Genomic DNA, 22469 nt, shown 5'->3' with positions numbered 1-22469 from the left:
TGGGCTCTATTTAACTAAAACCAACCTTATGATTAGCGACTCAGCGCCTTCCCTCAGCGCTCGTCAGCGTGATCTCCGTAATTTATCGCTCTGTCTGCTGGCCGTGTTGCTGGCAGGTCCTCTGCATGCGACGGATTTCACCTGGACGGGTACGACCAGTTCGGACTTTGCCGTTGGCACGAACTGGACGGGTGGCACAGCACCTGCGCCCACAGGCGGTGATGTGTCCTCTCCGGTGGCTTGGCGGCTCAATGTAACGGGATCGCGCACGCTGGTTTACGCCGACGCCCAGGGGCACACAGTGCTGAGCGGCGGCAGCTTGGGCCGGTCCCTCTTCATCGCGAACGGTGCCAACGGCTCGATGTCCATCACCGGCGGCATTTTCGAAAGCACGAGTTCGGCGGCAGACGGCATGGTCAACGGTGCCAATGCCGTGGGATTGCTGAGCATTGACGGCGGCACCTACAGGAAGATCACCGGCGCCGGTGCCGCATCCACCTTTGCCTTGTTCTACGGCGGCACGGGCAATACTCAGTCAACGCTCGACATCAACAGCGGCTCGTTTGAAGTGACGACGCTGGATCTGCAGAACAATGTCGGGAGTTCCACCCAGGCCGCTGGAGTTTATGAATCGGTCGTCAATCTCGACGGCGGCACTTTGTCCGTGGGCACCATCGTTCGAAGCGTGGTTTCAGCAGGCATCGATGCAGCGCTGAACTTCAATGGCGGCACGCTGCAGGCACGGCAGGACAGCACCACGTTTCTGGCGAATCTCGCACAATTCACCGCCAATGTGCAGGCGGGTGGGGCGGTGATCGACACACAGGCCTTCAATGTCACCATCGCAGCACCTCTGGTGCATGACACGGCGCTGGGAGCCACCGTGGATGGCGGACTGACAAAAGTGGGCACGGGTGCCCTGACACTGGCCGGTGCCAGCACCTACACCGGCGGCACCTTCATCAAAAATGGAAAGCTCATCTTGAGTGCTGGCAATGACCGCCTGCCCACGGGGACAGTGGTCACTCTCGGCGATGGCACGACCAATGACAGCGGCGTGCTGAAACTCGACTCAAACAGCCAGCGGCTCGCCGGACTGCTGACGTCAGGAACGGGGACCGGCAACAGCGTGGTCAATGGCAACGCCACTGCCGCCACGCTCACGCTCAGCATTGATGTGTCGGACATCTTTGCCGGAGTGCTGGGGGGAACGGGTACGAATGAAAACAACTTCGGCCTGACGAAAACAGGCGCAGGCGTGCTGACGCTTTCCGGCACCAATACCTACACCGGGGCGACGAGCATTCTGGCCGGCACGCTCCAGGCTGGAGCTGCGGGCGGGGGCTCCGTGTTTGGTGTGAATTCGGCCATCTCTCTGGCTGATGCAGCGGGCGTCGTGCTTGACTTGAACGGTTTCAATCAAACGGTGGGTTCGCTGGCTGGCGGTGGCAGCACAGGCGGGCAGGTGACGCTGGGCAGTGCGACGCTGACTCTGGGCGGGAGCAATGCCAGCACGGCGTTTGCTGGCATCATCAGCGGCGCTGGCGGTGCCTTGATCAAGACGGGCACAGGCACTCTCACTCTGTCAGGCGCAAACAGCTACACGGGGCTCACCACGGTGAGTGCCGGTTTTCTCGTGGTGGGCAGCAATACCGCGCTGGGTGGCACCGTCGGCGGAACGAGCGTGGCCTCAGGCGGTACCCTGGTGCTGGCCAACGGCGTCAAGGTGACAGGAGAGACTGTGGGCATCATCGGCAGCGGTGCCAACAGCATGGGTGCCCTGCAAACAGTGGCCGGTGGTGCGGCGGAATGGGCCGGTGTGGTGACGATCGAGGCTGGCGGCACGCGGTTGGGCGCTCAGGCGGGCGGCGTGCTGACCGTGAGCGGTGGCATTCAAAATGGCGCGTCAAATAATCTGGCCATCTCCGGTGAGGTTGGCACCGGCACGGTGCTCATCAGCGGCACGGGCAACACCTACACGGGAGTCACGCAGATCATTCGCGGCATTTTAAAGCTGGGCTCCACCAATGCCCTGCCGACGGCCACGGTGCTGGATGTGGACTCCCTGGGCTCGGCTGGAGTGAACGATGACGCGACCTTTGACTTGAACGGATTCAATCAAACGATCGCCGCATTGCAGCGCACTGGTGCGGGTTTTGGCACCGGCAGCAGTTACATCACCAACAGCAGTAGCACGGGGGCAACTCTCACCGCGTCCTCCACCAGCACCACGACCTACAGCGGCGTCATTCAGGATGGTCTCGGGGTGGTGAATCTGGCGCTGAGCGGTGGCGGCAGTCTCACTCTCTCTGGTGCCAACACTTACACGGGGTTCACAACTCTTTCGGCTGCGAATACCGCGCTCGTGGTGGCCAGCAACACCGCGCTGGGCGGCACGGCGGGCGGCACGACCGTGAATGCTGGCGCTCGCGTGGTGCTGGCAAATGGTGTTGTCGTGACGGGTGAGACCATCACCATCACGGACAATGGTGGAAACAACAATGGGGCACTGCAAACCGCCTCTGGTGCCACGGCAGAGTGGGCTGGAAACATCATCGTTACAGGCGGCGGCGCCCGTCTTGGCGGCGGCGTCGGCGGCACTCTGATCGTGTCCGGCGTCATCAGCGGCAGCTCAACGATTTTGTTCAACCGGGCGGACAACGCCACCACCATCCTGAAAGCCGTGAACACCTACACGGGCGACACCCAGATGTACAGCAGCGGCTCACTCACCAGTTCCTACCTCATCATCGGCGTGGACAATGCGATCAATGCCGCGAGCCGCCTGTCCGTCATCGCCACCGCCGCCACCAAGGCGAGCACCTTGGATCTCAACGGTCATGTGCTCACGCTGCGCGGCCTGGACACGTCCGGCAATCATGCCACTGGCGCGTTCCTGTTTGTGGCCAACAACTCGACCACCGCAGCCTCCGTGCTCACAATCTCGGATCCCGCCGCCAACACCACCTACTTTGCCGGCATCCTGAAGGATGGCACCAGCGGGGCGGGGGGATTGTCTCTGGTGAAGAGCGGCATCAGCACTCAGGTGCTCATTGGCGCCAATACATACACCGGCTCCACCACCGTCAATTCCGGCATCTTGCAGGTGGGCTTTGCGGTGTCCACCTATGGTGCCAGTGGTTCCCTGGCCTCCACCAGCTTCATCTTGAATGGTGGGACTTTCTCCATCGACAACACCGGTGCTAGCAACAACAACGCCAACCGCCTGGCGGACTCGGCGGACTTTGCCTTCAAAGGCGGCTCTTTCATCTACAAAGGCTCCGATCAAGCGGCCACGAACTCCAGCGAGACCATTCATAATCTCACCCTGAACTCAGGATTGAAAACACTCAGCGTGATCTTCGGCGGCACCAATACGGCGACGCTGACGGCCAACCAGATCACGCGCCCGGCGCAGGGCGGCCTTCTCCTGGTCAATGGCGTGAACCTCGGCATGGACTCACTCAGCACGGCCAGTGTGGCGCGGGTCTTTTTCACGGTCGTTCCAGACTTGGTGGGCGGTGCGGATGCGCTCTCGACGGGCATCAATGCCGCGGCGCAGAACACCAAAATCGTCCCCTATCTGCTCGGTGCGGCCACGGTGACAAGCGGCGGTGTGGGAACCGCCAGCACCACGCCCAACACCTTCATGACTTACAATGCGACGACCGGTCTGCGCCCGCTGAATCCCTCGGATGAGTTCACGCAGAACGCGATCGTGGCCGGGAACAACACGCGCCTTACCACAGACACGCCCATCAGCACTACGGCTGCGATCAATTCGCTCATTCTCGACGGTGCCAGCGCAACGATTGCCAGCGGGCAGAAACTGACGGTGAGCAGCGGAGCCATCTTGTTCGCCTCAGGCAATGGTGTGGGAATCAATGGCGGCACGCTCGACTTTGGCGCCCGCGAAGGCTTGATCACAATCAATTCCGTGGGCAACACCTTCATCAGTTCCGTGGTCACAGGCAGCGCCGGGGTCAGTTATTATGGCACAGGCACCCTGGTGCTGGCGACACAGCAGAACACGTACACAGGTGACACGATGCTGCAGGTCGCGCTGGTGATTCCGCAGTCGAGTTCCATGGGGCCGGCGGGTGCGCCCTCGAGCGGTCCGTTTGGGCAGGGGACGGTGATTTTCAACGGCTCCTCCATCCGCGCCACCTCCTCTTATGCGATCACCATCGGCAACAACATTCAGTTCAATGCGGACACCACGTTTGTGAGCAGCGGCGCTGCCAGCAACGACAAGACGCTCACGTTCACCGGGAATGTGACGCTGGCGGGAGGCGCACGCACCCTCACTCAGAGCTCGGGTGCCAACACCGTCTTTTCCGGCAGCATTGGCGATGGTGGCAACAATCTCGGCCTGACCATCGCGGGCAGCGGCCCCAGTGCAGTGGTGCTGTCTGGCACCAGCACCTACACCGGTGTCACCCAGGTGAATGGCAGCACGCTCCAGGTGGGTGCCAATGGCACGGGCACTTCGGGCACCGGCGCGGTAAAGGTGGCCAGCGGTGCCACGCTCGCGGGCTCTGGCGTCGTGCAGGGGGCCACGGTGATGAACGCCGGATCAGTGCTGCAGCCGGGAGATGTGACAACGGGCGGCACCACAAGCACGACGGTGACCAGCAACAACACGCTCACCTTCACCGCAGCGAATACAGCCCTCACCGTGAATGACGGAGCGCAGATCCGCCTCGGCATTTCCAGCCCCACGCTGACCTCCAACGTGATCTCCTTCTCGAACGGACTGTTCCATTACAATGGCCATGACTACAGCAGTGCGCTCTCTCTGTTCAGCGGTGAGTCGGGTGCGCTCACCACCTGGAATACCGGCACCAGCAGCGTCAGCAATCACGACTTCATCAAACTCACGGATGCCACGGGCACCCTGAGCATCGGCAACCGTACCGGCAGTGCCTGGGGACAGGGATCGGTGGTGGTGAATTCCAGCCTGGGCTCAGTGGTGGTCGGCCAGGTCTTCAATTTGATCGACTGGAACGGTGCGGCGATCAGCGGGAATTTCGACGTGGGTGGTCTGACCTTTGTGGATGCCAGCGGCAATGCCATTGCAGGAGATCTGGATCTGGCGGCGCTCGGCGCCGGCTTCGGCTGGGATGTGAGCGCCTTTCAGACCTACGGCATCATTGTCGTGGTGCCTGAGCCGGGGCGTGCCTGCCTGCTGCTGTTCGGCCTGCTGGGTTTGGGGCTGCGCCGGCGGCGCTGAGTTGATTCATTCCACCATGGCTTGTCAGCTTGCAACGTGACTGCGGGCGGACTATCGACGTAGGATGAAGCTCCCGCCCCACCTGCTCGACGAAATCATCCTCTCACTCGGAGAGGTCTTTGTGGGCAAACGCTATGCGGACAAGGTGATCGAGTTCACCTTCAAACGACACCGCAAGTGGGGCAGCCGGGACCGGCGCATCTTCGCCGAGTCCATCTATGAATGCGTGCGCTGGTGGCGCTGGTTCTGGTATCTCGCCGGTCTGCCGGACGAAGAGCACACGCAGCCGGAGAACATTACCCCGGAGCGTCTCTGGCGTGTATGGGCCGCCTATTGGATTTCCAATGGCCGTGATCTGCCCAAGGATGAAACCGCGCCCGAGGTGAAGCCGGAGGATGTGATGAAACGTGCCAAAGCAGGCGCGTCTCCTGCGATCCGTGCCGCAATCCCGGACTGGCTGGAAGCACGCGGCACTCGTGAACTCGGTGCTGCATGGCCCGCCCTGCGTGAGTCGCTGAATCTGCCTGCGGATGTCTTCATGCGCGTGAACACGCTCAAAAACGACCGCCGTGCCCTGCGCGAGCGTCTCGGCCAGGAAGGCTATGAAACCGAAGCCGTGGATCAGGTGCCCAGCGCCCTGCGTCTGAAGCAGCGGGCGAATTTGTTTGGCACCGATTCCTACAAAGCCGGCTTGTTTGAGGTGCAGGATGCCGCCTCTCAGCTCATCGCACCGTTTTTGCAGCCTGAACCCGGCATGCGGGTCATCGATGCCTGTGCTGGTGGCGGTGGCAAGGCGCTGCACCTCGCGGCTATCATGCGCAACAAGGGCCGCCTGCTGGCGCTGGACATTCATGCCTGGAAGCTGGCGGAGCTGCGCAAGCGCGCCTCACGTGCCGGGGTGGACATCATCGAAGCACGCGAGATCGAAGGCTCCAAGACCGTGAAGCGTCTGGCGCAAAAAGCGGATCGTGTCCTCCTAGACGTGCCATGCTCCGGCATGGGCGTGCTGCGCCGCAATCCGGATGCGAAGTGGAAACTCAGCGATACCGAGATCGATCGTCTCATCGCCCTCCAGGCCGAGATTCTCGAAAGCTACAGCCGCATGGTCGCCCCCGGCGGCAAACTCGTCTATGCCACCTGCAGCATCCTGCCCAGCGAAAACGAACTCCAGGTCCAGGCTTTCCTGGCCAAACACGGTGAGGAATGGACCCTCGAAGAGGAACTCCACCGCACGCCAGAGACCGGCGCATTTGACGGATTCTATGCGGCACGCTTGCAGCGAAAAACGGCCGTAAAGAATGAAGAACCCCAAGTGGCGAATGCCGAAGAAGCTCCGAATGACGAAGCTGTTCCGGCTGCTCCAGCCGTTTAGAGCGGTTTAAATAATGACGTGTCCGCTGAATCGCGGGCAGCCAAAGCGGTTCTCCCTCTCCCCGCCCCTGACACGCGACGGCATCGAATCTTTTTCTTCGGGGAGAGGGGTGGGGTGAGGGGGAAGGCTTTGTTCCCGCACGATGGCATGGGCCAAGAGGGCTGCAAAATACCTTAAAACGCGCTCGGCCTTCGAGCTCGGGATTCCATTCGTCATTCACTAATGGCAGCCACACCCCGTACCGCAGGAGCCACCCCCGCTTGATGCCTGGGAGCCGCCGCTGCTGCCGCCCATCAATCCGGTGCCACCAATCGGCACGCGACGGACCGGCTGTCCGCTGTCCGGGTGCTGCGTGAGGGCGGCATCCTTCATGCTCTGGCGGATTTCAAAGCGCTTGGTGGGTTCACCTTCAAACTGGGGGATGGTTTCGTAAACGTAGGTGGGCATGATCAGAAATGTCGAATTTTCGAAATACGAATGCCGAATGAATGAAGCTGCGCAAGGCAGGAAATAAAAACGGCGTCCCCGTAAAGGGACGCCGCGTGGGAGTAATGGATGGATAGATCAGGCTTTCGCAGCCATCTCCTCCTCAATGGTCAGAGGCTTGTAGCCGCCGATGGACTTGAAGTAGACCAGCAGGAGAAGGTAGATCACGGCCATCGTACCGGGGATGTAGGAGTCAAACTTCAGCGTCTTGCGGTCGCCCTGCTGATCGGCCAGCACCACGGCCTTCTGATCAGCAGTCTTTTCCTTGGCTTCCTTGGCTTCGGAGAGCTTCTTGCCATCAAGACCGATGGCAGCGGTCGCTTCCAGATTGAGGAACTTGCTCGGAGCTTCCGCCTTGTAGGTTTCGTAGAGGGCGGGGTTGGAGGCCTTCAGGGACTCACCAGCGAAGCGGTCCTTCGTATAGCCGAGGCCAGGACCACCGATGATACCAGCGGAGAGCATCCCGATGCCACCCATGATGGAGATGGCCACAGCGCCCGTGCTTGGAAAGCGGTCAGAAGCAACGGCCAGCATCGTGGGCCAGAAGAAGGTCTTGCCAAAGGCATACACGCCCAGAGCGACGAGCGCAGTGCCGAAGGTGTTCATGCCGGAGGCCAGTGTGAGACCGCCGCAGGCAAGGGCTGCGCAAATGCAGAGCAGGCCGACAGGGGAGAGCTTGAGCGTCTTTTCGATCCAATGAGCGCAGAAACGCAGGCCGAACATGATGGCGGAGGTCCAGAGGAAGAGGGCCTTGCCCTGCTCAGGGGTGAACAGGTTACCGGTGATGTTCTGGATCCAGCCGTCCGTGCCCAGCTCGACCGCACCGACGAGGGCGTGAGTGACGAAGAGGATGAAAAGCACAAGCGATCCAAGCGAGAACTTGGTGAGCACACCCACGGCGATCAGCACAATGCCGCCCGTGGCGTAGCCGAGGTTCTTGGCCAGAGCAGGCTCAACGCTGAGCACGTCCTTGAAGAAGCCTTCCGCAAAGAAGGAAAGGAGGAAGCAGGCCACGGCACCGCCGAGAATGCCGACGTCCTTGAGCATGTTGCCAAAGCTGACGCCCTTGGCCGCAGCGGCGGACTGGGGGAACTTCTGGCCCATGAACATGAGGCCGTAGATGATGGTCGGGATGAGATACAGCGCGAGCTGGATGCGCCAGTTGATCTCCATCTTGTCGTCAAGGAACCAGCCGATGATCACACCGATCACCATGCCGGCAGGCCAGGAGGCGTGCAGGATGTTGAGGTAATGCGTGCGGTTTTCCGGGAACAGCGTGGCGACGAGAGGATTGGCCACGGCTTCCAGAGTGCCATTCGCGAAGGCGAAGATGAACATGCCCAGAGAGAGCACCATGAAGGCGCTGCTGCCGCTGGCGGTGAAGGTGACGAGCGCGGAGACGATGTGCAGCAGGAAGGCCACCACGACGAGCTTGCCGTAGCCGATCTTGTCCACCACGACACCGCCAAGGATGATGCCAAAGCAGAAGCCGTTGAAGCCCATGCCGCCGATGGCTCCGAGCTGCGCGCCCGTGAAGCCGAACTCCTTCGCCCAGTTGTCAAAGATGCCGCCGCGGATGGCGAAGCCGACGCCGGCCGCGAGAATGGCCATGAAGCCGGCCCAGAGAAGTCTCATTCGATTGTTTTCGCTCATAGAGGAGGGAGTGGAGTGTGTGTTGGTTGGAGTGATGGTTGCGGGAACGGGCGTGTTTTAGGTGCCACGCCTCTGAGCGACAAGGAAAAAGTGTTCTCAAGACTGAGAAGTTGCCAGAACACGCAGCGGAAAGGTCCGCAAGTCGCGTCCAGAAAAAGACCTTTGCTGTGAGCGCTTTCGGGCGGGCGGACCTGTTATCGCTGCAAAGTCAGACGATCTTGCAGTGAATGCAGGGGCTCTCGATTCTGCGTGCGGGTCAGTGGGCCGGGCCGGCATCTCCTTCGGAAATGACGACAGGTTGGTAGCCGCCGCGGGACCTGAACCAGAAGAACATGCCCAGGTAGCAGGCCAGCATGAAGCTGGGGAGAATAGCGATGGTGGTGAAGACGCTGCGCTTGCTCGCGGCCTGCACGCTCTCGAGTTCCTGATGCTGAGGGGCAGGGAGGGCCTTGATTTTTTCCTGGTTCAGCGTTGGCGCATTGCCGAAGATGCCAGCCTTGGGCTCGCCTTTGATCTGGGAGTACAGAGCGCTGTGCTCAGTCGCGGAGAGACGATCGGCCATGTCGAGATCCTGCTTGTGACCGATGTAGGGGCTGCCCAGCACGCCCAGGAAGAGTACGCCCACAGCGGAGACGCCATTGAGGGTGAGGGCCCCGCCTTTGGGGAACTGCTCGGCGGTGAGGCCCAGCGTGGTGCTCCACAGGAAGGTCTTGCCCAGAGCATACACCGTCGCTGCCGCGAGGATAACCCAGCCAGTGGCATGGGAGAGGAGGATCAGCCCGGTGATGGCAATGGCCCCGCTGATGACCAGCAGGCCGATGGGGGAGAATCTGTGCACGATGGGGCCGGCGTAAAAGCGCAGCACCGTCATGATGACGGAGACATACACAAAGATCCACGTGGCGAAGTTCGGGAAATCCGGGCCGCTGAGCTTGAGCAGTTCCGGCATCCACCCATCGGTGCCGAGTTCGGTCGTGGCGAGAGGTCCAATGGTGATGAGAACGACGATGAAGAGCCAGTTGCCCAGTGAATGGGTGTAAAAACCAGTGGCAGCCCCCAGCACCAGCCCGGCAACGAGCGAGTCCCGCAGGGAGGCCTCGTAGCCGATCATCTGCATGACCGCGCAGTAAACAAGGGAACCAATGATGAAGGAGCCCACCGCACCCACTTCCTTGAGCATGTCGCGGTAGCTCACACCGGCGGCCACGCGCTCATTCACTGGGAATGTCCGTGGGAGGATCAGCAGCGTGTAAAGTACCACGGGGATGAAGCACAGCGCAAAGCGGAACTGCCACACGGCATTGAAGAACAGTTTCGTTTCTGGCAGCAGCGCACAAAACAGCGCGCCCAGCGCCAGTCCTGCGGGCCAGCCTGCATGCAGGATGTTCAGCCACTTTGATTTGTTCTTGCTGAAGATCGTGGCGACGACCGGATTGATGAACGACTCCACCGTCCCATTCGCCACGGCAACGAGCAGCGAGCTCCAGTAAAAGTCTTCATACCCGGAGGCGCGCAGGGTGAGCACCAGCGAAACGACATGGCAACCTGCGGCAAACAGCGCGACCGTTTTGTAGCCAATGCGGTCAATGATCAGGCTGAAGAAGATGATGCTCAGCGCAAACGGCCACATACCCGCGCCATTGATGGCTCCCTTCTGTGACTCAGACAGATTGAAGCTGTTCTGCAACTCACCAATCGTGTTGGCTCTCACCCCAAATACAAACGAGGTGGCGACCAGGGCGATGAAGCACGCCCAGAAGAGTTTCATGTCGGCTTTGCCGGAGGTGGTCTGAGTCATGGCGTGGGAGGGGATCGGTCAGGGAGTGCGCGATTCCAGCAAAAGCCGCCTCACAGCGCAACGTCTTTTTCCCGGTTCGAAAAATAACCTCATAATCCTCTTGAGTGGGAATCTCAGTTTGCACCGCAGAGCCCCTACAACCTCCGCAACCCATCCTCCGTCATCGCGCACGGGATCGCTTCATCGATCTCATTGATGCGGGCCAGCGTTTCAGCACTCAGCACCAGATCCGCAGCGGCCAGGCTCTCATTCAACTGCGCCACCGTCGTGGCACCGACGATGGTGGAGGCCACGAAGTTGTGCTGCTTGCTCCAGGCCAGCGCGAGCGCGGTGACGCTGACTCCGAGGTCGGCGGCGATGACCTGCAGGCGCGCGGTGGTCTCAAGACTGCGCTCATTGACGAAGCGCGCCGCCATCTTCTTCTGACGCGGGCCGCCGTTCTGGATGTAGTCGGTGAAGCGCGCCCCTTTCGGCAGGGCGCCGCCGTTGTATTTGCCGCACAGGACACCGCCACCCAGCGGTGAGTAGGGCAGCAGGCTCACGCCTTCCTTGCGGCAGATCTGGGCCAGCTCGCTCTCGCAGCGGCGGTTGATGAGGGAGAAATTGTTCTGCACCGTGGCCATGCGGGCCAGTCCATGCTTCTCGGCCTCCCACAGATTTTTCATCACACCCCAGCAGGTTTCATTGCTGCTGCCCCACGCGCGGATCTTGCCCTGATCGATGAGATCGGTCAGCGCTCCCAGCGTTTCCTCCTGCTGCATGCCGTGGTCCGGCCAATGAGTCTGGTAGAGGTCGATGTAATCCGTCTGGAGTCGGCGCAGACTGTCCTCGCAGGCTTGGAAAATTTGGCGGCGGTCCAGCGCCGTGAACCCACCACGCACCGGCGGCCGGAACCAGCCATGCCCCGGCCCCGTGACCTTCGAGGCAATGATGATCTCCCCACGCTTCTGCCCCTTGAGCCATTTCCCGACGATCTGCTCCGTCACCCCAAACAGCTCCGCACTCGGCGGCACGGGATAGAGCTCGGCGGTGTCGAAGAAGTCGATTCCCGCTTCAAGCGCGCGGTCCATGATTTCAAACGACGTTTTCTCGTCCGCCTGCAGACCAAAGGTCATGGTTCCCATGCAGATGTCAGTGACAACGATACCCGTGCGGCCAAGGCGTTTGCGATTCATATGGGGCGGATGCTAAAGCAGGAGGCCTGATGGGCAAACACGAAAGCGTCACGTGAATGCCTCGTTCCTTCCTGGAAAAAGAAGAGATCACATGGCCAGGCTTTCTTGGTGCTCGACAAAACAAGAGTCTGTCGTGTAGATCAGACATTTAAGATGGAATTGTTTTCCATCAGCGAGTTGGGCAGGTCTGCCAACTTTCTCAAGCAACGCACCCAAACATCCAAGACACCACCCGCCTCCATCCCATGGCAACCGAATACAATCCCGAATTAATTCAAAAACTGGCGGACAAGCTTTATAGCCAGGCGAACACCTCCATCGTGCTTGGAACGCTCATCGGTTTCGTGGCCGGTGGATTATTCGGTTTGTCCGCCTCGCACCAGTCTGCAACCGGGGCCATCATTGGCGTCGTGCTCGGGAGCATCGTGGGTTACCTCATCGGTCAGTCGCGTGCATTCTCGCTGCGTGTTCAAGCCCAAATGGCGCTCTGCCAGCGCCAGATCGAATTGAACACCCGGCACTGAATGCTGGCGCGGCCAGCCCAGCTGCTCACGTCTTGCTCGAACTCATCTCGACAGGATCAGCACAATCGTGGCATACCTGCACAGCAAACATTCTCCGCTTTCCTGTCAGATAATTACACGCTGAAAACCATGCGCATTCTCTGCTTCTATTGCTCGCTTCTGTTATGCACAAGCTGTGCCTCGACTCAGAGCCGTGCTTCCAGTTCTGAGGACGATGAGGTATCAGGGCCCAAAAAAGCGGGCGGTTATTGCCTGGGATTTCTTCAAGAGTGTTTGTACAGTTTTTACGCGGGTTCAGTCACACGCTAGTTGGACTCCTTACACTCACCGCATAGCGGATCGCCCCCAGCTACCGGATGCATGCTCCGTTTCTACCGCTTGTTCTTCTGATTAAAATTCGCCACCGTCCGGGCTGCTTCGCGGTTTTCGGCCTTCTCCTTCAGATCCTGTCTTTGATCCCCATGGGTTTTGCCTTTGCCGACACCGATCTCGATCTTGATGTGGTGTCCTTTCCAGTAGGCCCGCAGGATGGGCAGGGCGAGCCCCTTTTGCTGCGTCTGGGCCAGCAGCTTCATGATCTCGTTCTTGTGCAGCAGGAGCCGGCGCGTGCGGCGGGGCTCGTGAGTGGTGTGGCTGGCCTTCTCGTAGGTCTGAATGTCACAGCCGTAGAGCCAGACCTGACCGCGATCCACGCGGGCAAAGGCGTCTGAGATGTTGAGCTTGCCGAGGCGGATGGATTTCACCTCGGTGCCGCGGAGTTCGACGCCAGCCTCGTATTTTTCGAGGATGTGGTAGTCGCGCGGGGCTTTGCGGTTCGTGGCGATCTCGGACATGGGTCGCGCGGGGAACCGCAGATGTTAACGAAAAACTGGCGGTTCTGCCGGGAAGGGCAGGGTGGCCTAGCTCTTGTCGATGGTGGCGATGGTGATCTTGCCCTGAATGATTTCAAGGAGGGCGAGGTCGGCTTCACGGAGGCCGGGGCGGCGCTCGACGAGAACCGCATGGCCCGCGGCGATCTGACGGACTCGCTTGGAGACCATGTTGATCAGGATGGGGTGATCTTTGACGATTAGCGCGGCTTGTTCGACGAGGTCAGCTCTCATAAATTGAAATCGGGGCTGGGATTGGGGGGGCAGAGAATAAGGGGAGACTCGTGGGGTGCAACTGTTATGTTCCTGCTTTTCCCCTTGCGGAATGGGGGGCGGTATTGTCTCATCGGCGCTCGATTTGACTCATGAAGAAAGCTCTCATTACCGGAATCACAGGACAGGACGGCTCGTATCTCACGGAATTGCTGCTCGAAAAAGGCTATGAAGTGCACGGGATCATCCGCCGGGCTTCCAGTTTCAACACCGGGCGTCTTCAGCACCTGTTTGAGCCGGAATCCCACCTGCCGTCAAAGAATCTGCACCTGCATTACGGGGATTTGATGGACTCAGTGGCACTGGTAAAGCTGCTCTATGATCTGAAACCGGACGAAGTGTACAATCTCGGGGCACAGAGCCATGTACGTGTGTCGTTTGACGTGCCGGAGAGCACCGGAGACATCGTGGGCCTTGGTACACAGCGCATTCTGGAAGCCATTCGCGAAACTGGCCTGGTGGGCAAAGTCCGCTTCTATCAGGCCTCCTCCTCAGAGATGTTTGGCAAGGTGCAGGAGGTTCCACAGGTGGAGACCACGCCTTTTTGGCCCCGTTCGCCCTACGCCTGTGCGAAAGTTTATGGCCACTGGCTGACGGTGAACTACCGCGAAAGCTACGGCCTGCATGCCAGCAGCGGCATTCTTTTCAATCATGAGTCGCCACGCCGTGGGGAGACCTTTGTGACCCGCAAGATCACCCGCGCTGCCACCCGCATCAAAATGGGGTTGCAGGACAAGCTTTTCCTAGGAAACATGGATGCGAAGCGCGACTGGGGCTACGCGAAGGACTATGTGGAAATGATGTGGATGATGCTCCAGCAGGATCAGCCGGATGACTATGTGATCGCCACGAACGAGACGCACAGTGTGAAGGAATTCGTCCAGGAGGCCTTCGGCGCGCTGGATCTCGACTGGGAGCAGCACGTCAAATATGACGCCCGCTATGAACGCCCGGCGGAGGTGGAACTCCTCATCGGGGATCCGGCCAAGGCCCGCAAGAAGCTGGGCTGGGAGCCGAAGGTGAAATTTAAGGAACTGGTGAAGATCATGGTGGAGGCTGATCTGCAGCTCGCGAAGCATGAACTGGCGGTGAAGAACGTCAAAGCTGCCTGATTGGCTGGAGCCCGGCCGGGATAAAATGGGTGATTTCGTGCGCTGGTGCGCACGAAGTCACATTGCGGGCGGACCGGTCTGCTATGCAACCTGGGAGAATTCGAGACGGGCTTCGCTTCACACAAGCTGCATGCTCTTCACGCGCTTTGGTGCCGCGTCAGCAAGCCTCTACGTAGTGTTCTACTTGGCTGCGGTAGAAACGATCTGCGGGTAATCGGCAAGCTGGATCAGCGGGATGCCATAACGCCCGGCGATGGCATCTGCCTCCGACTCAGGGTAATCGTCGCGGAAATAGACTTCTTTGACGCCATAGGCGCAGAGCATCTGCATGCAGCTGGTGCAGGGTTTCGTGGTGCAGGCGACGAGCTTCACATTGCCACGGGTGAACAGGCTGCAAAGGTTCACCTCGGCATGCAGCATGTATTTACGTCGTGCATCCCGATCTGCCCAAAAATCAGGACCTGCATCGTAGCCGGGCGCAAGGCCATTGTAGGCGGTTCCGATCACCCGGTTGTCAAAGTCAATGGCCACCGCCCCAACCTTCCGAAAGGGATCCTCTGAACGCAGGCTGGCCACGTGGGCAAGCGCCATGGCGTATTCTGGGATGGTCAACCGCGCTGCCGGGGCAGGATGGGCTTCAATGGACATGGCCGCACATGAACTTTTAAACCTGCTGAGTCAAACAGGAGCGGTGAAGGCATGCATTTTTCAGCCGCCTTAAAATTCATTTGAACATGTTACAATGAACACTATATAGCTTTCGGAAAGTTGTCCTAATTATCAAACTCAAACCATGAACTCTTTCAATTCCAAGCGGCTTCCGATCGGTAAATTGTTCGGCAAATTACGCAGTTTGATCGCCCTGGCTCCCCCTTCCAACAGTCCTCACAGATCGTGGGACAGGGCATCCTCGAGAGAAATCCAGCTCGAGTTTGATTTTGAACACAGAAAACGCGTTCGTGAAACGCGGAATGCCGTTTCAGTGGTCGCCTTCAAGAACTGAAGGGGGGGAATTGGCTGGCCGCGTGTAGCGGCGAACGCCAAATTATTGTGAATCAAGGGAGAGTATGTGGCGAAATCGAGAGAAATTTGGTATAGACAAAACCAAGTAGAATTGCTTGTATCGTTGTTTTAATTCCCGACCCACTCTCTCCCGTCATGCTGATCAACAACTCTCGCCCCATCCCCATCAGTGCTCTCCTGATGGTGATTACCCTCACGACCGGCTGTTTGTTGCCGCAACGTTCCAACGCTCAATTTGGTGTTTCACCTTCACAAACCAGCAACTTTTTCAATGACCTTCGGTCCCGCACCGGTCAGATGAAAAAGACGACCCAGTCGTCCGCACGCAGTGGAGACGTGGTGTACGACTACGAAAAAGGGGCATACGTCAGCCAGGAAGACCAGGAGGGGTATCAAAGTCTTCAGCAATTGCTGCGTTCTGACCGTCAAATTTCACAGCCTTCCGTGCGCAGCGGCAGTTCCGCATTCGCCGCTCGTGCTGTGGGTGATTACACCACCTACTCCGGCCAGTATTCACAGTCACTGAGCTATTTTGCTCCCACCTACACCTCAGATCCCTTCCTTACGGGCAAGCGCAATCTGAAGGTTGGTCCTGTGAACATTGGTTTTGGCCTTTACCAGGGGTTTGAATACAACAGCAACATTCGCCGCACCGCCGTTCCGGTGTCAGACGTCATCAGCAGCACGCTGCTCAACGTCAGCGCCAACTATCGCGTTTCACAAAACAATGTCCTGAGTTTCACCGGCGGTCTCGGCGTGGATCATTATTTCAATCATCCAGAACTGGCAGCTTACGGAAACGGCAATTACCTGATCAACGTCTTGCCAGGAACGACGCTTGCTTTTGATATCAAGGCCGGCCCTGTGAATTTCACCATTTATGACCGCATGTCCATGCGTCCTGCGCTGAACAATGCCTTTGTCGGTGCTGCGAATAATTCGAGCTTCGGTGTCTTCCAGAACGATTTTGGTGTCGCCGCCAACTGGCAGATCAATTCGGCCTGGGCTCTGGCTGTCAACTACACAAACACCATCTCCGAGGCATTGGGCAGCAACAACAAGCAGTTCAGTCGGACGATGAACACCCTGCATGCCTCCCTCACATACAGCCCGACGGCGACTTGGATTTTGGGCACGGAAGGCGGGGTTTCGTTCCTGAACTACGTGAATCCTACTTTGAACGACGGCGTTCTCTTCAACTGGGGCGCGTTTGTCAGTGTGCCTCTGGGCAAATCAACCATTATCAAACTGGCTGGCGGTCTGCAGGCCTTCAATTTCGACTCGCCAACGGTTTTCGCCCCGAATGGTCCAGGAGACAGTTCCGACCTGAACAGCTATTACTACAACCTCAGCATTACCAACCAGCTCAATGCTCGCTTCAGCCACACGCTGACCGTTGGGCATGAATCCTCCATCAACCTGGCTTCGAACTACATTACCGCCGACTTCGTCAACTATGGGGTCTCGATGGTTGCCTGGAAGGGCGGTCGCTTCTCCATCTCAGGATACTATGAAAACGCAAAGCCCTCGCTTACCGACCCTGCTTTTCCAGGCACTGGGTACAAGCTGACTCAGTTCGGTGTGGATCTCTATTACACTCACCAGTTGACCTCAAAGCTGCGGGCAGGAACCGGCTATCACTTTGGGCGTGCCGACTACTTGGGGGTGGCCGGAAGAGATGCGGACCAGAGCGGCTTCTCCTTTGACCTGAACTACAACCTGACCGCCAAGGCAGGGCTTAACTTGGGCTACCGCTATTTCGTTACCAATTATAAGCAATCCAATGCGGATTCCACGCAGACACGCGTGATTTTGGGCTTCAATTACAATTTCTAACGAAACGGATCGTAATTGGTCTATGACTTTTGATCTCAGCCTGGCCGTGATCGGCATTGGCGCATGAGGGATTCAAAATTCATTCACTATCATCATGAAAAAGATATCACTGTCGCTGCTTCTGCTTGCCTTTGCTCTCCCGGCTTTGAAAGCTCAAGATCCTGGCTTTCGCATCCCTGAGTCCTCAAGGTCATCGCGCCAGGCAGCTGTTTCCACTGGTGGTCCGGCCAACGCTGGTGCGGCAGTCTTGAACTCGATGGACGTATTGGACAACAATCGTCCCATCTCGGTAGGGGATACCATCAGTATCCGCATTTTGGAAGACCGCCGTGATGCGCTGCAGCAGGTTGTTGCAGTGACAGGGGAGGTCCAGGCCCCTTACGTGGGTTTGGTGAATGCCCGGGGAAAAACCTGCCGTGATCTGGCTTTCACCATCAAGCGGGAGCTGGAAAAGAATTTTTTCCAAAATGCCACCGTGGTCATCGCGATCGACAAACTGAACGAAAAAACTCAGATGGAGGAGCGGGAGGTGGACCTGGAGTTCTACGTCATGTTCGGCATCGTGGCCAGACAGGGAAAATACGATCTGCCGGCCAATGAAGACATTTCCATCAGCCAGGCCATTCTTCGTGCAGGTGGCTTTGCCCAGTTCGCCAACAAGGAAAAAGTGAAAATCATCCGCAAAACCCCTCAGGGAAACAAAACCATTTTGGTCAATGTGGACGGGATCATGCGTCAGGGAGACCTCGAGCGTGACGTGTTCATTCGCAAGGATGACGTCATCATCGTCGAAGAAAAGACTGTTAATTTCTAAAATACCCGGGTTTCTCACAGGCATTTCGGAATCAAATGAGGTGAAATTTGATTTAAAATCGAACAGAGGCGCGGCCAAATAAATCCAATGGCTTAAGTTGTGTTTTTGAGCGATTCTGCCTGCCCAAAAAATGACGGGAGACAGCAGCAGCCTTTGGCAGCCCGACAGAACAAATTTGGATTTTTGAAATCATGGAACAAAACCTCACCCTCCCAGGCCCGGCGCAATCCAGCACGCTGAGTCGCATTCACGAGGCATCCGCCAAATTCCAGCGTTACAAGATCCTGCTCCGCCGCCGCTGGTGGTTCCTGCTCCTGACGGCCAGCATTGGTGTTTGTGTTCAGGCCTTGCGCATTACCGGGCGCCCTCAGGAGTTTCGCTCCTTGGCTAAACTCGTGGCCGGCGGTCAGCTGGCGTTCAACGACAACGTGACCTGGCGTGAACAGCAGGCGGACTTCTACGGAACGATCATCGAAACGATCGAGAGCGCCGAAATGAAACGACGCGCGCTGGATCGCGTCAGAGCATTGAACCCGGATGTGAAGGATTCGGACGTGGAAATCCGCGTGGCTCAGACCAAGGGTTCGGCCATTTTCAACATCCTTGCGACAGGCTCTGAGCCTAAGTACACGAAGATCTTTTTGGACGCCCTGCTGGACGAGTTCATCGCGTTTCGTCAGAGCATCCGCGAGCAGGCTCAGGGCAAGGTGCTCCAGCAGTTCCTCACCGAGGTGGTGAACAAGCAGAAGCTCATGGAGGACAGCCTTGAGCGTCTCACCAAATTCAAGGCCGCCAACAACATCCTCACGATCACCAATGGCAACAATCTTGCCGCACAGTACCTTGGAAACCTGGAAGCGCAGCGGATAGCACAACGCACGACACTTGACGATTTGAAGCTCGCAATCGCCAACGTCAATGCCGCCATGGAGGCGCGTGAACGCATGCTGAGCGGAGCCGCGGCAACGCCTGGTGCTCCAGGTTCCAAAGGTGCCGAAACCACCCAGCCATCAGGCGCAATCAAGGCAACTGAGACCTCGCCCGGGCGCAATGGCATGACCATGGCGGAGCAGGATTACCTGCGCACCAAATCGAAAATCACTGAACTCAAGACCAAGCTGGACTCTCTTCTGATCCAGTTCAAACAGCAGCACCCGATGGTGCAGGATGTTACCGAAGAACTGGCGGCGCAGAAGGCGCTGCTGGCTTCCTATGCAGAGCAGATTCAGCAGGAGATGGTGACTCAGATGGCGGATATTCAGCGTCGCGTGCAGGTCTTGGACGCTCAGATTCTTGAGAAGCAGAAAGAGGCCCTCGATCTCGGCGGTAAAATCGCAGAGCACGACAAACTGGAGAAAGCCGCCGAGTCGGCCAAGTTGACTTACGACAAGCTCTTTGAAAAAGTGGAGAGCATTCAGAGCGTCTTCAATTCCCAGGCAGACTTTGTGGCCATTCAAGAGCGTGCCATCCCAGCCTATGAAAATGTGGAAGACTGGGTGATGCCCATCGTTGTCGGTCTCATTGGCGGCATGGGGATTGGCATTGTGATCCTGCTGTTGTTCGACCGTCTGGACGACCGGATGAATTCCTACAGTGAGTTCCAGACCTTGTTCCCCGGGGAAGCGGTTCTTGGGCAGGTGCCGGAACAGAGAAATCGCGGTGATGTGGCCCTGCTTCGTCCAAATGACGACCGCCATCTCTACGCCGAGGCCTTCCGCAATATTCGTTCCTCCATTCTCTTCAAAAACTGGCAGGGCAAGCCGCCGAAGACCATTCTCATCACCAGTGCGGTTCCCAATGAAGGCAAGACCACCGTCACCTCCAATCTGGCTGTTACCATGGCCTTGGCCGGAGCGCGTGTCCTGCTGGCAGATTGCGACTTGCGCCGTGGTGGTGTGAGCGAGCTTTTCAAGCTTCCCTCCACTCCAGGCTTGAGCGAAGCCCTGCGTGGCAAACTGCACTGGCGTGATGCCGTTCAGGAAACCAGCACACGAAACCTGGACCTGCTCGCCCGCGGTGACGTCTTTGATCAGACCTCGGAAATGCTGCTCTCCAAAACAGCCGAAGAGATGCTGCGTGAGATGGGTGAGGAATACGATTACGTCATCTTCGACAGTGCTCCTGTCCTCGTGGCGGATGACACCGCCAGCTTCGCGCCGAAACTTGATTCGGTGCTCTTCGTGGTGCGCATGTCCTCCACCATGGCCCGTCTCTCAGGCAAGGCTCTGGATCTGCTCTATGAGCGCCAGGTCAACATCGGGGGTGTCATTCTCAACCGCTCCAGCTCGAACCTGAAAGAGTACACCTATTACAATTACGCCAGCTACTACTACGCGCCCACCAAGACCAATCCGCAGCAGGCTGCTGAACCTGCCGCCGCGAAGTCCTGATTTGATGCAGCTCGAGCCGGTGCTGCATGATTCTTTAAGCCGCTAACGGGGCAGGGCACAATGCCGCCCGCGAAGGTATGTTAGTCACGCGTTTGAGTTGTGGTTCCCATGTGAAAGCAGCTCGTTGGCCAGCTCCAGAAGTGATGCCGCCGCAGGAGAGAGCTCACTGCCCTTCTGCCAGACGGCGGCGATCTGGCGTTGCATTTTGGGTTCCCGAATGGCCACGGTAAGAATGGTCGCGGGCAGGTTTCCTGCCGCCAGCCGTGGGACAATGGCGAGTCCCAGCCCTGCGGAGACGAGCGCACGCACCGTTCCCAGTTCTCCGCTCTCGCACACGATGTGGGGTTCAAAACCGGCCTTGCGGCAGGCCTCCAACGCGGTGTCGCGGGCGCGGCCTTTGTAGAAGATGAAGGATTCAGCGGACAACTGCCGCAGCAGCACAGTTTTCTGTCCGGCAAGCGCATGCCTTTTGCCCACCAGAAGTACGAAAGGCTCGATAAGGAGAGTTTGTGACTTGAAAGCCGCCTTGCTCGCCGGGAGTTGCAGAAAGCCAATGTCGGCTCGCCCGGATTCCACACAGTCGGCCACACTTTCAGAACTGTCCTCGATCAAATGCAGGGCCACCTGATCGTGCTGCTGGCTGAAGGTTTCAATCACCTCCGGCAGCAAGCATGCGCTCACACTGGGGATGGCGGCGATGGTCAGCTTGCCGCCCCGCAGGTGGGCCACATCGGAGACGATCGCTTTGGCGGCTTCAGCCTGCGTGAGGAGACCTTCGGCACGCGGCAGGAAAGCTTTGCCGGCGGCGGTGAGCTGCACTTCTTTGCGGCTGCGGTTGAAAAGGGGCGTGCCCAGCTCCGCCTCGAGATTTTTCATCTGCTGGCTCAGCGCAGGCTGCGCCATGTGCAGCCGCCCGGCCGCCCGGGTGAAACTGCGTTGGCGGGCGATTTCGATGAAGTAGCCGAGTTGGTAGAGTTCCATGACCCGTCATTGATATTTCTGATCCAGGGTATCGTAAAATCATCTTTTTCTTATGAGCAGGCGCTGCCATGATCTTTCTCATGCGCCGACTTTGCGTCCACACCATCACCACCAAACCGCTCAGCCTTGAAGAATGCCTCGTGCAGTTCCCGCAGCGCGGCGTCAGCGGCATCACCATCTGGCGGCAGGCCCTGGAAGGGCGTGATCTGGGTTCTGTGGCGCGTCAGACGCAGGACGCAGGGCTGGAAGTCGTGAGCCTGTGCCGTGGCGGTTTTTTTCCAGCCGCGACCACAGCAGGGCGGCAGACGGCCATTGATGACAATCTGAAGGCCATCGAGCAGGCGCACGCCATTGGCGCTCCACTCATCGTCTTGGTCTGCGGTGCCGTGCCCGGGCAGTCGCTGGTGGAGTCGCGCAAGCAGATCGCCGATGGCATCGCTGCGGTGCTGCCGGCAGCTGAGCAGGCGGGCGTAAAACTTGCCATTGAACCTCTTCACCCCATGTATGCGGATGATCGCAGCGCCGTGAACACCATGCGCCAGGCCCACGAGATTTGCGATGTGCTGGGCTCGCCGAAATCGGTCGGAATCGCGCTGGATGTGTACCATGTCTGGTGGGATCCCGAGCTGAAGTCGCAGATTGATCTCGCAGGTCAGACCGGCCGCCTGCAGGCCTTTCACATCTGTGACTGGAGGACTCCGACCATTGATCTCTTGAATGATCGCGGCCTCATGGGCGAAGGCTGCATCAACATCAAAGAAATCAGCGACTGGGTGGATGCCACCGGCTTCGCGGGTTATCGCGAGGTGGAGATCTTTTCGAACCGCCTTTGGGCCATGGACCAGCAGGTGTTTCTTGAAAAAATCAGCCAGAGCTATGCGGCGCTTTATCCAGACGCCACGAGCAAATAACAAACTTTAAACCTTAAAC

At 58.5% G+C, this 22469-nt stretch carries 16 protein-coding genes; 8 read left to right on the top strand and 8 right to left on the bottom strand.

Annotated features, from left to right (window positions below):
- Positions 1 to 28 precede the first annotated feature (28 nt).
- Together AC24GY_RS08930 and AC24GY_RS08925 are read left to right on the top strand one after the other, a co-directional pair.
- Positions 29 to 5233, top strand: coding sequence for a beta strand repeat-containing protein (locus AC24GY_RS08930; RefSeq protein WP_487682115.1), 5205 nt, complete (start codon positions 29 to 31; stop codon positions 5231 to 5233).
- 64 nt (positions 5234 to 5297) lie between these two features.
- Positions 5298 to 6605 carry an RsmB/NOP family class I SAM-dependent RNA methyltransferase gene (locus AC24GY_RS08925; RefSeq protein ID WP_487682113.1) on the top strand — a complete coding sequence of 436 codons (1308 nt, stop codon included), beginning with the start codon at positions 5298 to 5300 and terminating at the stop codon, positions 6603 to 6605.
- A 219-nt stretch (positions 6606 to 6824) separates the two neighbouring features.
- Here the strand turns inward: AC24GY_RS08925 and AC24GY_RS08920 are convergent, their stop codons facing one another.
- The 4 genes from AC24GY_RS08920 to AC24GY_RS08905 form a co-directional block, all read right to left on the bottom strand.
- Positions 6825 to 7052 carry an FmdB family zinc ribbon protein gene (locus tag AC24GY_RS08920; RefSeq protein ID WP_422317777.1) on the bottom strand — a complete coding sequence of 76 codons (228 nt, stop codon included), beginning with the start codon at positions 7050 to 7052 and terminating at the stop codon, positions 6825 to 6827.
- Between the two features lie 117 nt (positions 7053 to 7169).
- Positions 7170 to 8726 carry an MFS transporter gene (locus tag AC24GY_RS08915; RefSeq protein WP_487682111.1) on the bottom strand — a complete coding sequence of 519 codons (1557 nt, stop codon included), beginning with the start codon at positions 8724 to 8726 and terminating at the stop codon, positions 7170 to 7172.
- A gap of 274 nt (positions 8727 to 9000) precedes the next feature.
- Positions 9001 to 10542: an MFS transporter gene (locus AC24GY_RS08910; protein WP_487682109.1), complete on the bottom strand. Its 1542-nt coding sequence runs from the start codon at positions 10540 to 10542 to the stop codon at positions 9001 to 9003.
- A gap of 134 nt (positions 10543 to 10676) precedes the next feature.
- Positions 10677 to 11717, bottom strand: coding sequence for an aldo/keto reductase (locus AC24GY_RS08905; protein ID WP_487682107.1), 1041 nt, complete (start codon positions 11715 to 11717; stop codon positions 10677 to 10679).
- Between the two features lie 245 nt (positions 11718 to 11962).
- Between AC24GY_RS08905 and AC24GY_RS08900 the strand changes: the two genes are divergently transcribed.
- Complete coding sequence (locus AC24GY_RS08900) at positions 11963 to 12241, top strand: hypothetical protein (RefSeq protein ID WP_487682105.1); 279 nt, start codon at positions 11963 to 11965, stop codon at positions 12239 to 12241.
- A 371-nt stretch (positions 12242 to 12612) separates the two neighbouring features.
- Here AC24GY_RS08900 and smpB read toward each other — a convergent pair whose 3' ends face one another.
- Both smpB and AC24GY_RS08890 read right to left on the bottom strand, forming a co-directional pair.
- Positions 12613 to 13074, bottom strand: coding sequence for an SsrA-binding protein SmpB (smpB, locus tag AC24GY_RS08895; RefSeq protein WP_422317767.1), 462 nt, complete (start codon positions 13072 to 13074; stop codon positions 12613 to 12615).
- A 66-nt stretch (positions 13075 to 13140) separates the two neighbouring features.
- The gene (locus AC24GY_RS08890) at positions 13141 to 13344 is read right to left on the bottom strand and encodes a DNA-directed RNA polymerase subunit omega (protein ID WP_422317765.1); all 204 of its coding nucleotides are present in this window, start codon (positions 13342 to 13344) and stop codon (positions 13141 to 13143) included.
- A gap of 131 nt (positions 13345 to 13475) precedes the next feature.
- Between AC24GY_RS08890 and gmd the strand changes: the two genes are divergently transcribed.
- Complete coding sequence (gene gmd / locus AC24GY_RS08885; RefSeq protein WP_422317763.1) at positions 13476 to 14495, top strand: GDP-mannose 4,6-dehydratase; 1020 nt, start codon at positions 13476 to 13478, stop codon at positions 14493 to 14495.
- Positions 14496 to 14675: 180 nt separating this feature from the next.
- On the opposite strand, the gene AC24GY_RS08880 is transcribed toward gmd, so the two are convergent.
- Positions 14676 to 15143, bottom strand: a complete 468-nt coding sequence (locus tag AC24GY_RS08880) for a deoxycytidylate deaminase (protein ID WP_422317761.1) — start codon at positions 15141 to 15143, stop codon at positions 14676 to 14678.
- Between the two features lie 510 nt (positions 15144 to 15653).
- Here AC24GY_RS08880 and AC24GY_RS08875 point away from each other — a divergent pair.
- The 3 genes from AC24GY_RS08875 (at position 15654) to AC24GY_RS08865 (ending at position 20558) form a co-directional block, all read left to right on the top strand.
- Positions 15654 to 17354, top strand: a complete 1701-nt coding sequence (locus tag AC24GY_RS08875) for an outer membrane beta-barrel protein (RefSeq protein ID WP_487682102.1) — start codon at positions 15654 to 15656, stop codon at positions 17352 to 17354.
- A gap of 94 nt (positions 17355 to 17448) precedes the next feature.
- Complete coding sequence (locus AC24GY_RS08870) at positions 17449 to 18168, top strand: polysaccharide biosynthesis/export family protein (RefSeq protein WP_487682101.1); 720 nt, start codon at positions 17449 to 17451, stop codon at positions 18166 to 18168.
- 191 nt (positions 18169 to 18359) lie between these two features.
- The gene (locus AC24GY_RS08865) at positions 18360 to 20558 is read left to right on the top strand and encodes a polysaccharide biosynthesis tyrosine autokinase (RefSeq protein ID WP_422318941.1); all 2199 of its coding nucleotides are present in this window, start codon (positions 18360 to 18362) and stop codon (positions 20556 to 20558) included.
- A gap of 84 nt (positions 20559 to 20642) precedes the next feature.
- On the opposite strand, the gene AC24GY_RS08860 is transcribed toward AC24GY_RS08865, so the two are convergent.
- Positions 20643 to 21539 (bottom strand): LysR family transcriptional regulator, encoded by an 897-nt coding sequence (locus tag AC24GY_RS08860; protein WP_487682100.1) that lies wholly within the window; start codon positions 21537 to 21539, stop codon positions 20643 to 20645.
- 68 nt (positions 21540 to 21607) lie between these two features.
- Here AC24GY_RS08860 and AC24GY_RS08855 point away from each other — a divergent pair, with 68 nt between their 5' ends.
- Entirely contained in the window at positions 21608 to 22450 is an 843-nt protein-coding gene (locus tag AC24GY_RS08855) for a sugar phosphate isomerase/epimerase family protein (RefSeq protein ID WP_487682098.1), read from the top strand.
- Positions 22451 to 22469: the final 19 nt, after the last annotated feature.

It is taken from the genome of Prosthecobacter sp. Pr1, assembly GCF_057652315.1.
The sequence above is the reverse complement of the archived record's forward strand: the minus strand, read 5'-3'. Positions and strand labels throughout refer to the sequence as shown.

Bases quoted from the DNA above. Each gene is read 5' to 3' on its own strand.
- AC24GY_RS08925 (WP_487682113.1), top strand. From the start codon at position 5,298: ATGAAGCTCCCGCCCCACCTGCTCGACGAAATCATCCTCTCACTCGGA.
- AC24GY_RS08875 (WP_487682102.1), top strand. From the start codon at position 15,654: ATGCTGATCAACAACTCTCGCCCCATCCCCATCAGTGCTCTCCTGATG.
- AC24GY_RS08865 (WP_422318941.1), top strand. From the start codon at position 18,360: ATGGAACAAAACCTCACCCTCCCAGGCCCGGCGCAATCCAGCACGCTG.
- AC24GY_RS08870 (WP_487682101.1), top strand. From the start codon at position 17,449: ATGAAAAAGATATCACTGTCGCTGCTTCTGCTTGCCTTTGCTCTCCCG.
- AC24GY_RS08920 (WP_422317777.1), bottom strand. From the start codon at position 7,052: ATGCCCACCTACGTTTACGAAACCATCCCCCAGTTTGAAGGTGAACCC.
- AC24GY_RS08930 (WP_487682115.1), top strand. From the start codon at position 29: ATGATTAGCGACTCAGCGCCTTCCCTCAGCGCTCGTCAGCGTGATCTC.
- AC24GY_RS08910 (WP_487682109.1), bottom strand. From the start codon at position 10,542: ATGACTCAGACCACCTCCGGCAAAGCCGACATGAAACTCTTCTGGGCG.
- AC24GY_RS08880 (WP_422317761.1), bottom strand. From the start codon at position 15,143: ATGTCCATTGAAGCCCATCCTGCCCCGGCAGCGCGGTTGACCATCCCA.
- AC24GY_RS08900 (WP_487682105.1), top strand. From the start codon at position 11,963: ATGGCAACCGAATACAATCCCGAATTAATTCAAAAACTGGCGGACAAG.
- smpB (WP_422317767.1), bottom strand. From the start codon at position 13,074: ATGTCCGAGATCGCCACGAACCGCAAAGCCCCGCGCGACTACCACATC.
- AC24GY_RS08905 (WP_487682107.1), bottom strand. From the start codon at position 11,717: ATGAATCGCAAACGCCTTGGCCGCACGGGTATCGTTGTCACTGACATC.
- AC24GY_RS08855 (WP_487682098.1), top strand. From the start codon at position 21,608: ATGATCTTTCTCATGCGCCGACTTTGCGTCCACACCATCACCACCAAA.
- AC24GY_RS08890 (WP_422317765.1), bottom strand. From the start codon at position 13,344: ATGAGAGCTGACCTCGTCGAACAAGCCGCGCTAATCGTCAAAGATCAC.
- AC24GY_RS08915 (WP_487682111.1), bottom strand. From the start codon at position 8,726: ATGAGACTTCTCTGGGCCGGCTTCATGGCCATTCTCGCGGCCGGCGTC.
- gmd (WP_422317763.1), top strand. From the start codon at position 13,476: ATGAAGAAAGCTCTCATTACCGGAATCACAGGACAGGACGGCTCGTAT.
- AC24GY_RS08860 (WP_487682100.1), bottom strand. From the start codon at position 21,539: ATGGAACTCTACCAACTCGGCTACTTCATCGAAATCGCCCGCCAACGC.